Source organism: Sphingobacterium sp. R2, from assembly GCF_040760075.1.
GTDB lineage: Bacteria > Bacteroidota > Bacteroidia > Sphingobacteriales > Sphingobacteriaceae > Sphingobacterium.
Genome location: NZ_CP142884.1, coordinates 1,331,330 through 1,343,342, shown reverse-complemented (window position 1 = coordinate 1,343,342; position 12,013 = coordinate 1,331,330). Strand labels below are relative to the sequence as shown.

The following is a 12,013-nucleotide window of genomic DNA, read 5'->3' as shown; positions in this document are numbered from 1 at the left end:
CTACTTCAGATCGCAGAAATTTTAATCCCGCCAAGCCTTGTACGCATTGATCAGTCCATTGGTAGAAGAATCGTGGCTTGACACCCTGTTGTCATCATTTAATTCCGGAAGGATTTGATTGGCCAACTGTTTACCTAGTTCAACGCCCCATTGATCAAAACTATAAATGTTCCAGATCACACCTTGGACAAAGATCTTGTGTTCATAAAATGCAATAAGTCTTCCCAATGTACGTGGAGTCATTTTTTTCAATAAAATGGAATTCGTTGGGCGATTCCCCGAAAAAACTTTATAAGCTTTAAGTGCTTCTATATCTTGATCTGATTTCCCAGCCTTCTTGAGTTCGGCAACCACTTCTTCCGCTGTTTTACCATTCATTAGCGCCTCGGTCTGCGCAAAAAAATTGGACAGCAACAATTGATGATGATTTCCAATAGGATTAAGACTATTCGCAGGCGCAATAAAATCGCATGGTATAAACTTAGTCCCCTGATGGATTAATTGATAGAACGCATGCTGTCCGTTTGTACCGGGCTCACCCCAGATAATTGGCCCAGTCTGATATTGCACTTGTTCGCCATTCCTATCGATATATTTTCCATTACTTTCCATATCACCTTGTTGGAAATAGGCAGCAAAACGGTGTAGGTATTGATCGTACGGAAGAATTGCATGGCTTTCTGCTTGGAAAAAATTATTGTACCATACACCAAGCAACGCCAATATGACCGGAATATTGGATTCAAAAGAAGTTTCTTTGAAATGAACATCGGCATCGTAGGCACCTTTTAGTAGCTCCTCAAAACGATCAAAACCTATTGCCAGACTGATAGAAAGACCTATTGCTGACCAAAGCGAATAACGTCCGCCAACCCAGTCCCAAAATTCAAACATATTTTGGGTATCTATTCCAAAGCTTTGTACTGCTTGTGTATTGGTGCTCAATGCCGCAAAATGCTTAGCGACGTCTTGTTCAAGAGCGCCACTTGCCAAAAACCAGTCTTTGGCTGTATGGGCATTGGCCATCGTTTCCTGTGTGGTGAACGTCTTTGAAGCAATCAGGAACAACGTGGTTTCAGGATCTACAGCTTTCAAAGTTTCAGCAATATGTGTCCCGTCCACATTGGAAACAAAATGTACATTTAAGTGTGTTTTATAAGCCTTAAGGGCCTCTGTTACCATTACGGGACCGAGATCTGAACCACCAATCCCGATATTGACCACATCGGTTATCGCTTTGCCCGTATATCCTTTCCAATGACCAGATAGGATGTTTTCTGTAAAAGCTCTCATCTGCGCCAATACACGTTTAACATCAGGCATCACATCTTGACCATCCACGAAAATGGGTTGATCAGACTGGTTCCGCAAGGCCGTGTGTAACACGGGCCTATTCTCGGTAACATTAATACGCTCGCCCGAAAACATCGCCTCTATTGCCTCAGAAAGACCGCATTCCTCAGCCAGACGCACCAAAAGTGCTCTCGTATCTTCCGTAATGCTATTCTTGGAATAATCTAAAAGAATGTCTTCAAATGCTATTGAAAATTTATCGAAGCGTGCAGAATCCTCTGCAAAAAGTTGGCGTAGATCTTTTAAATCATTACTATATGGCCCAAATAAAGATCCAAAATGCTGGGTAAGATCCTTAAAGGCTTGCGTCTGTGTAAAGTTAATTTTTGGAAACATCTGTTCTTACTAAAATATTTGTTTTAAACATCAATAAGAGCCTTCTAGATCGCTATAATACACGGAGTGTAGCTCCTCAAATGAAGGTTTATTCTGCTGTCAATACCAAAACTAAAAAAAAAGGTCACATATCCCTATTTACCAACGGATATTCAACGTTAAGTTCTTGATAGGGGCATGAATTTATTAATTAAAATTTATACTTTAGCGGATATGACAAAAGAACAAATTCAAGACTTGAGGGATCGTGTGACTTCCCTGAGGAGGCATCTTTGACATCGATGCACGCAAAGAAGAAATAGAAAGAGATCAAGCGATTACGCTTGAAGCAAGTTTTTGGGATGATTCCAAAGCGGCAGAGAAAATACTTCTGGCCATAAAAAACCAAAAGGTATGGACAGACCACTTCGACGAAGTTGCAGCGGCGGTTGAAGACGCCTATGTCATGTATGAATTCTACCAATCGGGCGATGCGAGCGAAAAGGAAGTGGACGACCAATATCAACTCGCTTTAGAAAAAGTCGAGGAGCTCGAATTTAAAAATATGCTTAGTGCTGAAGAAGATCAGCTGGATGCAATCTTACAGATTACTGCCGGTGCAGGCGGTACTGAAAGCTGCGACTGGGCTGCCATGCTGATGCGGATGTATATTATGTGGGGTGAGAAAAACGGTTATAAAGTAACCGAGCAAGATTCTCAGGAAGGTGATGTAGCCGGCATCAAGAGTGTTACTCTTCAGATATCGGGTGATTTTGCTTACGGCTACCTCAAGGGAGAAAACGGTGTACATAGGCTCGTTCGGATTTCCCCATTTGATTCCAACGCAAAACGCCACACTTCTTTTGCATCAGTCTATGTCTATCCCTTGATCGATGATAATATTGAGATCGATGTGAAAGATTCTGAAATTGAATGGGATACTTTCCGTTCTGGTGGTGCAGGTGGGCAGAATGTAAATAAAGTGGAAACCGCAGTTCGATTACACCACAAGCCCACGGGTATTATTATTAAGAATCAGGAATCCAGATCGCAATTACAAAATAAGGAAAATGCGATGCGTTTATTGAAATCACAACTTTATGAGATTGAAATGCGTAAACGCCAGGAAGCTACAGCTGCTATTGAAGGGAATAAAAAGAAAATCGAATGGGGTTCCCAAATTCGAAACTATGTTTTACATCCCTATAAATTAATTAAAGATTTAAGGACAAATTACGAGACATCCAATACACAAGCTGTGTTAGACGGTGATCTCAATGATTTCCTGAAAAATTACCTCATGGAATTTGGCGGGTAAAAAATTAGAAAATTGATGACCCGAAAGACGCCCGCATTAGCGAGCGTCTTTTTTTTCATTCTTTTTTCAATTGTTAAAGTGCCCCCTTTCGTAAACAGTCAGCTACAAATACTGACAGAATACATTGAAAAAAAGCCAATAAATGTTAAAAAATCTTAAAAATCTATCCATTCAATTGATGTCACATTTCACGTAACATCCTAAACAATTAAAAAATAAACCATTAATAATCAACATTTTGAATCAAAACATATTGTATCAAGAACGTTACATTAATAGATCGAACCTGATTTTTGGAACAAAATAAAGGCATGTGTTTTGCGTTTATGGAATCGTAATATTTTCATTACAAAAGATATCAGAAGCGATATCAAATTAAAGATTGAAAAAACGAATGTGTATCTAAAATAGAACGGTTATGAATTACATGAAAGAAAACTCGATCGTATCCAAGCAGATGACCAAGCAATGGCAGCCTGCTGTATATGATGTAAATGCAGCAGAAAAGCGATCTGAAAATAAAGTTCGCAAAGAGGAAGAAAGTAACTTTGGTCCTAAAGAGTATGGTATTGTTGGAGCAACATTTTTCATCTTATTTGCGTCGGTCTTTGGCGTATACATGCTTCAACCCGACTTTGATGCGTTACGTTTCCAACGTTTAGATAGTATCGGCGGTACATTTGTTATCGGATTAGGTATATTACTTGCCGTTATTGCTATCAGTTTTTTAATTTTTCTGATTGTACTCCATCGGAAATATAAGCCAATTGCATCGGTATCTGATGAAGAATTGCCAACATGTACTATTATTGTGCCGGCGTATAATGAGGGACACCTTGTTTATGATACATTACATAGTTTGGCAAGCAGCGATTATCCCGAAAAAAAATTGCAAATCATTGCCATTGACGACGGTAGCAAGGATAATACTTTTGAATGGATACAACGTGCCAAAATGGAACTTGGTGACCGTGTTGAGATCTACAAACAGCCTAAGAATATGGGTAAGAGACATGCCCTATACCGTGGTTTTAAATTAGGGACCGGTGAGATCTTTATTACAGTTGACAGTGACTCAATTGTAAAAAAGGACACCATACGAAATATGGCAAGCCCATTTGTAACAAACAAAGAATGCGGTGCCGTAGCTGGAAATGTGCGTGTGTTAAATACCAAAAAAGCAATCATTCCACGTATGCTCAACGTTAGCTTCGTATTTAGCTTCGAATTTGTACGTTCTGCACAAAGTATGTTGGGTACTGTGATGTGTACACCAGGAGCGCTTTCGGGATACCGCAAAGAAGCTGTCATGAACTGTTTAGAAGATTGGATCAATCAAACATTTATGGGGCAGCCATCTGATATCGGTGAAGATCGTGCGATGACCAATATGATTTTGAAACAAGGATATCATGTCTTATTTCAATCCAATGCATATGTTTATACAGACACACCTGTACGTTATAAAAATCTATACAAGATGTTTATCCGTTGGGAAAGAAGTAATGTACGTGAGAATATTGCCATGAGTAAATTTGCATTTAAAAATTTCCGTCAAGGTCCTAAATGGGGAGCGCGCATTTTATTGCTAATGCAATGGAAAAAAGTATTGTTATCTTATCCATTGCTATTGCTTATGCTTTGGACGGTATTTCATTATCCATTGATGTTCTTGAGTTCAACATTGGTAGGTATTTTAATATTCTCGAGTATCCAGGCATATTTCTTTGCCTCTAAAAATGCAAATGCCAAAGAAGCTTTCTGGGCTTATAGCTACAGTATATTCTATGCTTTCAGTTTATTTTGGATTACACCATATGCGATAGCAACGGCGGGACGTAGAGGTTGGTTGACAAGGGGATAAAATTAATGCAAAGAACGTATATTTACAGCTATATATGAGAGATTTTCAGGTAAAAAAAATTGCCGTCATCGGCCAAGGATATGTTGGGTTGCCATTGGCAATAGCATTTTCCGATTTTTTCCCGGTGATTGGATTTGATATCAATAAAACACGCATTGAGGAGCTTAAGCAGGGGGTTGACCGTACATTAGAGACTGATAAGAAAGAACTAGCTCGTGTTAGAGATTTGTTTGTTACATCAAATCAAAGTAAGGGTTATGATGCGAGTAGTCTTACTGCAGATATTTCAGATGCGAATGTCTATATCGTTACAGTCCCAACTCCCATAGACCGCTATAATTCACCCGACCTATCACCAGTAATCGGAGCATCAAAAATGATTGGCGAACTGTTAATTCCTGGCGATCTTGTTATTTATGAATCGACAGTCTATCCCGGCTGTACGGAAGAGGAATGTATACCGGTTTTGGAGAAATATTCGGGATTAACATTCAATCAAGACTTTTATGTTGGTTATTCTCCTGAAAGGATTAATCCCGGCGATAAAGTTAACTCGCTTCAGAAAGTGGTAAAAGTGACTTCAGGAAGTACCCCAGAAGCAGGATTAGCCGTGGATAGCTTATATAAAAAAATTATTGAGGCCGGAACCCACTTAGCGCCCTCAATTAAGGTAGCAGAAGCTGCCAAAGTGATCGAAAATGCGCAGCGTGATGTAAATATTTCATTTATGAATGAGCTTGCTCTGATTTTTGATCGTGTAGGGATAGATACGCAGGATGTATTGGATGCGGCGGGTACCAAATATAATTTCCTCCAATTCAAGCCCGGATTAGTCGGAGGGCACTGTATATCGGTAGATCCCTATTATCTTGCTCAAAAAGCGACACAACTGGGTTATCATCCCCACGTTATATTATCTGGAAGGGAGGTCAATGATCAGATCGCTTCATTCATTGCTTCAAAAGTTGTGAAGCTGATGATTCAGAAAAACATCAAATTTGATGGAGCCAAGGCGCTGGTATTAGGTATTACATTCAAAGAGAATTGTCCTGACATAAGAAACAGTAAGGTTATTGACATGATTCACGACCTTCAGGAATTCGGCTTAAAGGTAGAAGCATATGATCCTTGGGTTAATGTGGAGGACGTAAAATCACATTTCAATATTGAATTATTATCAACTCTTCCGGAAATTGGTGATTATGATGCTGTTATACTCGCTGTAGGCCATAGAGAATTCTTACACTTAGATCTAAGCAACCTGAAAAAGGAAAATTCTGTTGTATTTGATATCAAAGGTATACTTGATCGGAAATTAGTAGATGCACGATTGTAAGAAATTTAGGCAGAAAATAATTCGTTTTTAATTAGAGTGGCGCCGTATCTAACTTCTCATGAGTTAGATACGGCGTTCCCTATTTAACTATGATCGAAAACCGATGCTAACGTTAATATAACCAACTTACACTACCGGTTTCAACATCATAGTTTGCTCCGACAATTTTAATTTTACCCTCTTCTTCAAGTTTACGGAGAGTTGAACTTTGTCTACGGATGTCTCTGATCGCATGTTTAATGTTCTGCTGATTGAGCTTTTCAAGCAGCTCATTATTCTTTGATGAACGCTCTTCCCCCTCGTCTATCACTTCATTAATGATCGGATCAAAATGATTAATTAAATGGTTTAGATTGTCCATCCCCATTCCTTCAATCTGCGCAGCGTCCAATCCTCCTTTTAATGCCCCGCATTTGGTGTGACCAAGCACAACAACAAGTTTTGATCCCGCTACATTGCAACCGAATTCCATCGAACCTAAAATATCCTGATTGACAAAGTTTCCTGCAATACGAATACTGAAAATATCGCCCAATCCCTGATCAAATATAAGTTCTGCTGATGTGCGGCTATCAATGCAACTCAGCACGACAGCAAATGGCCACTGCCCTTCGCGTGTAGCATTCACCTGTTCGAGAAGATCGCGGTTTGCTTTCAGGTTATTAACAAAGCGTTGGTTTCCCTCCTTTAAGAAATCCAATGCCTTTTCTGGTGTAATCGTCGATTGTGTTTCGTACGTATGTGCCTTCATAAGATTTTATTATTTGGAATATTAAAAGTAAAATTAATATGTTACATTTTAATTACCAACAGGGCTAAATACGTGTAATTTTTTCGGTTCTTTCCACCGTACTATTGTGCGAGAATAAAGTAAAGGATTTAATAAAAGTCCTAAAATTAAAAAAAGCTTGCAATATGAATTGCAAGCTTTTTTTTAATTTTAATCATTTGACTCGTAGCCCGTAGGGGAATCGAACCCCTGTTTCAAGAATGAAAATCTTGCGTCCTAACCCCTAGACGAACGGGCCGTTTTCTGTTTCGGTGTGCAAATATAGAAATATTTGTAAATCTGTCAAAATTATTATGTTTTTTTATTCATTTTTTTTGAAATAGATGATTTAACTCGCTAGAATAGCTATATTTAAAGTCATTGAAAAAGTAACCAACATGACTAATTTTAAAAAAATTAAAAAACCGCTACTCTATGCTGGACTGGGCTTTGCTTTATTAAGTCAGGAGGCCTATGCCCAAAAAACTGGAGCAATCGCAGATCAACTGCAAATCACCTGGAGGGTTCAGGAAGGACAGCATATCAGTAAAAATCCGGTATCCACCCTAATTTTAAAAAACAAAGGGAAAAGTGCTGTTCAACTTAACGATTGGAGCCTTTGGTTTAATTTTATCCGATCTATTGATCCTGGAAAAGTCGACAAACGTTTTGCGATAGACCACCGAAACGGCGATCTCTTTCAGGTCAGCTTTCAGAAAAATAATTTTGTATTAAATGCGCAAGATACAGTCCACATCGATTTTATAACGACGGGGCTAGTCAATTACACCGATGGACCCATTGGTCTATACCTAAAAAATAACCAGACTGGGCTTGCCACCAATATTTCAGATTATTCTGCTGTTAAAACTGCTCCTCAATCGGAAGCTGAAAAAACAGATTACTTCGCATATAAATACGACCAAAACAAGCTCGTAGAAGGTGTCACCGCACAAAGTATCATACCCTTACCAAGCCACATTAGTGTCAACATCAACGAAAAGTTTAATGTGTCGACAGGTACAAACCTTTTTGTAGCTAATGAATTTGCTAGCGAAGCGAGATTTTTGACAGATTTCTTTTCAACATATTCAAGTATTAAGCTAACAGCTTCAACTAGCCCGCAGCGCGGTATTGAAATCGTAAAAGTTAACACCTTAAAACCCGAATCCTATCGCTTATCGATTACCGCTGATGGTGTAAAAATAGAAGCTTCAGATAAAGCTGGTGCTTTCTATGCCATTCAATCATTAAAATCATTGATTACTCATAGTCAGTGGAAAAAAGCTACAAAATCCATTGCATTACCGCACGGCAATATTGAAGATAGCCCACGCTATGGATACCGCGGATTTATGCTGGATGCTGCCCGTAATTTTCACAGTAAGGCCGAGGTTTTAAGAATATTGGATCTCATGGCAGCTTATAAGTTGAATAAGTTCCATTTCCACTTTATTGACGACGAAGGGTGGCGACTGGAAATTCCATCCCTCCCTGAACTAACAGCTGTCGGAGCCAACCGTTCGGCTATTTTTGACGATGGTAAAGCAATACAGCCTGCTTATGGATCTGGAGCGACGACCAAGCCGCATCAATTCTACAGTGTGACTGACTATATCGAAATTTTAAAATACGCTCAGGAAAGACACATCGATGTGATCCCAGAGGTGGAAACCCCTGGCCATGCTCGTGCAGCGATCAAAGCCATGCGTGCACGCTTTGACCATTACTCGAAACTTGGCGATAAGCAAAAAGCAGAAGAATATTTACTGGATGATGCAGAAGACAAATCCGTTTACAACTCTGCACAAAACTGGAATGATAATGTTATGAATCCTGCGCTACCATCAACGTATCATTTTCTAAGCAAGGTGATCGATGAAATCAAAGCCATACACGATCAAGCTGGGGTTCCATTGAAAATTATCGATTTGGGAGGTGACGAAACGCCGAGTGGTGTTTGGGAAAAATCGCCAAAAATATTGGCTTTTATGAAGGAAAATAATATCGCAAATGTACTCGACGTATGGCCGCTGTATATTTCCAAGATTAATGCCCTAGTTCAAGAAAAAGGACTGACGATGTCGGGGTGGGAAGAGATGGGCATGCGCAACAAAGGAAATGGCATGGTTGTAAATGCGGATCTGGGAAAATCCGGCATCAATTTAAATGTATGGAACAATCTGCCCGGACAAGGACAGGAAGACCTCGCCTATCGATTGGCCAATGCAGGCTATAAAGTTGTTTATACGAGTGCAGCAAATAACTACCTGGATATGTCATGGGATCGTGACTTTGCAGATCCGGGACATAGTTGGGTAGGCACTGTCAATCTGAATAGAACTTATTCCTTCTCCCCTGAAAATTTCTTCATCAACTTAAGAAAGGATGACACAGGAAAAGATCTTAAAACAGAAGCATACACTAATAAAGAACAGCTTACAGCGGAAGGGAAGAAAAATCTCCTCGGGATCAAAGGTGCATTATGGTCAGAAAAGGTCTCTACTGACCAGCGTCTCGAAGAAATGATATTTCCACGTTTAATCGCCATCGCCGATCGCGCCTGGGCCCCAGAACAAGCCTGGGAAAAAGGAAATTCTTTTGACGAAGCTACGTATCGTAGATCGTATACTGCCTTTATCAAAAAACTGGGCGAGGATGAATTGAGAAAACTGGATAGGATAAATGGAGGCTATACCTATCGACTTCCAAAAATTGGAATTAAGAAGGAGGGCGACCAACTCCTTATCAATACCGATTACCCGGGTTTTAAAGTCTATTATAGCGACAACGGAAATACACCAACACAAAAATCCAAAATAGTGAATGGCCCTATACCATTCCAGCCTGGAAAGAAATACGTATTTAAAGTATATGATGCCAAAGGACGATCCGGCGATGTAATCAGCTACTAGTTTACAGCGCACCCTAATCTACTTATAGCGTACTTTAGAAACGATACTGAAGGCCTTTACAAATAAAAATCCCTGCTTCGATCTTGAAGCAGGGATTTTTACTTATAGATAGTCTTGCGTATACGAACTAACGTATTAATCTAATCAAATTTCCATCTTACGAAGGCTTCAATAGCCTCGTAGTTCGCCAGTCCCAACTGGTCGTATAAAGCTGCTGTTTCGCTCGTACGATCTTCCGCACGTACCCAGAATTCACGTGGATCATCGCCTGGGAATACAGGTAAATCTTTTTGAGACTGGTGCTTAAAGATAGCCAAACGCTTGCGATAAACTTCTTGTGGAGATAAAGGAACGGCCATTTGGATTTCATGAATTGGATATTCATGCCATGCTCCTCGGTATAACCACAACCAACAATCCTTGGTCCACTCATCTGTTTTGCTCAATCTATTTAATGCTTCAAACAAAATGTCAAAACATACTTTATGTGTACCATGCGGATCAGCAAAATCACCTGCAGCGAATACCTGATGTGGTTTTACATGACGCAATAACTCCATTGTCTGCTGGATATCATCTTCGAAAGATACATTTTTCGAAAACTTCTGTCTATCATAGAAAGGTAGATCCTGGAAGTGGATATTTTCATCCGGCAATCCTACCAAACGAGCTCCCGCGATAGCCTCTCCTTTACGAATCAATGCTTTGATTTTACGGACCAGTTCGGTGTCGATCTGATTCGGTTTTTTTGTTGCAAAAATTGCTCGCTCCTCATCGTAAATCCGGCCAATCTGAACAGCCTCTGAGTCGGCTCCGATCTGTTTAGCGAGATCTTCGGCAAACTCCAGATAACGTACCACATCATCGTCCCAAACAGCGGTGTTACCACAGGTCTGATAGGCAACATGGACATTGTGTCCTTGATCTGCCAGACGAATAAATGTTCCTCCCATGGAGATCACATCATCATCAGGGTGCGGAGAAAATACAATCACATTTTTCTTAGCTGGATTGGCACGCTCAGGACGTTGGGAGTCGTCGACATTGGGTTTACCTCCGGGCCATCCAGTGATCGTATGCTGAAGTTCATTAAATATACGGATATTAATATTATAAGCAGGGCCAGTCTCTGTAACCAACTTCGCCATACCATGTGCATTGTAATCCTCATCAGTAAGTTTCAAGATGGGTTTCTTGATTTCTAACGCTAACCAAACAACAGCTTTCTTAATGAGCGAAGGCGTCCAAGTAACGTCTTCTGCCAACCAAGGAAGATCAAAACGTGTCAGCAACGAAGCTGCGGCTTCATCCAATACAAATTCAACATGGTCGGACAATTGAAGATAAGTTGCAGGAATCTCTGCGGAGATTTCACCTTCAACGGCTTTTTTAATGATCTCAGCTTTTGTTTCGGTCCAAGCCATTAAAATGATTTCTCTTGCCTTGAAGATTGTACCGACTCCCATGGTAATTGCTTTTGTTGGTACATTTTCTTTTCCACCAAAAGCACGGGAAGCATCACGACGAGTCAAATCATCCAAGGTGACCACACGTGTGCCTGAATTAGGCGCAGAGCCTGGTTCATTGAACCCGATGTGGCCTGTACGGCCGATACCTAATAACTGAATATCTAAACCTCCTGCCGCTGTAATCTTCTGCTCGTAAGCCGCACAGAAAGCATTTACTTTATCAGGCGCTAAGGTACCATCTGGAATATTTACATTTGCCGGATCGATATCTACGTGGTCGAACAAGTTTTTGTTCATAAAGGTAACATAGCTCTGATCGGCATCAGGTTGCATAGGATAGTATTCGTCAAGATTGAAGGTAATCACGTTCTTAAAGCTTAAACCTTCTTCTTTATGCAAGCGAATCAGTTCTTGGTAAACCTTTACCGGTGTGGCACCAGTAGCAAGGCCTAAAACAGCCTTCTCACCTTTCTCTTGCTTTGCACGAATAATTTCAGCTATACGATTTGCAACGTTTTTCGAAGCTGAATTTTGATCTGGATAGACGCTCACAGGGACTTTTTCGAAGCGTGTCTCTTCCAATAAATTTAATCTAGCCATTTTTTTATGGGTATATTGATAAACGTGAATTACAAATTTATAAAATTAGTGACTCAAGTTGAAGTAAAATTTTA

The 12,013-nt window shown here is 40.0% G+C and carries 7 protein-coding genes and 1 tRNA gene; 4 read left to right on the top strand and 4 right to left on the bottom strand.

Annotated elements, in window-relative coordinates:
* Positions 1 to 21 precede the first annotated feature (21 nt).
* A complete protein-coding gene (gene pgi / locus VXM68_RS05635) occupies positions 22 to 1,689 on the bottom strand; it encodes a glucose-6-phosphate isomerase (RefSeq protein WP_367210671.1) in 1,668 nt (555 codons plus the stop codon).
* Positions 1,690 to 1,902: 213 nt separating this feature from the next.
* Here pgi and prfB point away from each other — a divergent pair.
* From prfB to VXM68_RS05620, 3 genes are all read left to right on the top strand, one after another.
* Positions 1,903 to 2,986 (top strand): peptide chain release factor 2 gene (prfB, locus tag VXM68_RS05630; RefSeq protein ID WP_293956202.1). Its coding sequence is split into 2 segments (ribosomal slippage): positions 1,903 to 1,962 and positions 1,964 to 2,986, totalling 1,083 coding nucleotides; the frame shifts between segments, so codons are not numbered across the junction.
* Positions 2,987 to 3,404: 418 nt separating this feature from the next.
* Positions 3,405 to 4,850: a glycosyltransferase family 2 protein gene (locus tag VXM68_RS05625; protein ID WP_367210670.1), complete on the top strand. Its 1,446-nt coding sequence runs from the start codon at positions 3,405 to 3,407 to the stop codon at positions 4,848 to 4,850.
* A 34-nt stretch (positions 4,851 to 4,884) separates the two neighbouring features.
* Entirely contained in the window at positions 4,885 to 6,186 is a 1,302-nt protein-coding gene (locus VXM68_RS05620) for a nucleotide sugar dehydrogenase (RefSeq protein WP_367210669.1), read from the top strand.
* A gap of 112 nt (positions 6,187 to 6,298) precedes the next feature.
* On the opposite strand, the gene VXM68_RS05615 is transcribed toward VXM68_RS05620, so the two are convergent.
* Positions 6,299 to 6,937, bottom strand: a complete 639-nt coding sequence (locus tag VXM68_RS05615; protein WP_294185561.1) for a carbonic anhydrase family protein — start codon at positions 6,935 to 6,937, stop codon at positions 6,299 to 6,301.
* 205 nt (positions 6,938 to 7,142) lie between these two features.
* A tRNA-Glu gene (locus VXM68_RS05610) sits at positions 7,143 to 7,214 on the bottom strand.
* Between the two features lie 139 nt (positions 7,215 to 7,353).
* On the opposite strand from VXM68_RS05610, the gene VXM68_RS05605 reads away from it, so the two are divergent.
* Positions 7,354 to 9,870: a family 20 glycosylhydrolase gene (locus VXM68_RS05605; protein WP_367210668.1), complete on the top strand. Its 2,517-nt coding sequence runs from the start codon at positions 7,354 to 7,356 to the stop codon at positions 9,868 to 9,870.
* 140 nt (positions 9,871 to 10,010) lie between these two features.
* Here the strand turns inward: VXM68_RS05605 and nagB are convergent, their stop codons facing one another.
* Positions 10,011 to 11,939 (bottom strand): glucosamine-6-phosphate deaminase, encoded by a 1,929-nt coding sequence (nagB, locus tag VXM68_RS05600; RefSeq protein ID WP_367210667.1) that lies wholly within the window; start codon positions 11,937 to 11,939, stop codon positions 10,011 to 10,013.
* Positions 11,940 to 12,013 lie beyond the last annotated feature (74 nt).

Coding starts and splice junctions, on each gene's coding strand:
- VXM68_RS05615 (WP_294185561.1), bottom strand. CDS start 6,937: ATGAAGGCACATACGTACGAAACACAATCGACGATTACACCAGAAAAG.
- VXM68_RS05620 (WP_367210669.1), top strand. CDS start 4,885: ATGAGAGATTTTCAGGTAAAAAAAATTGCCGTCATCGGCCAAGGATAT.
- VXM68_RS05625 (WP_367210670.1), top strand. CDS start 3,405: ATGAATTACATGAAAGAAAACTCGATCGTATCCAAGCAGATGACCAAG.
- nagB (WP_367210667.1), bottom strand. CDS start 11,939: ATGGCTAGATTAAATTTATTGGAAGAGACACGCTTCGAAAAAGTCCCT.
- pgi (WP_367210671.1), bottom strand. CDS start 1,689: ATGTTTCCAAAAATTAACTTTACACAGACGCAAGCCTTTAAGGATCTT.
- VXM68_RS05605 (WP_367210668.1), top strand. CDS start 7,354: ATGACTAATTTTAAAAAAATTAAAAAACCGCTACTCTATGCTGGACTG.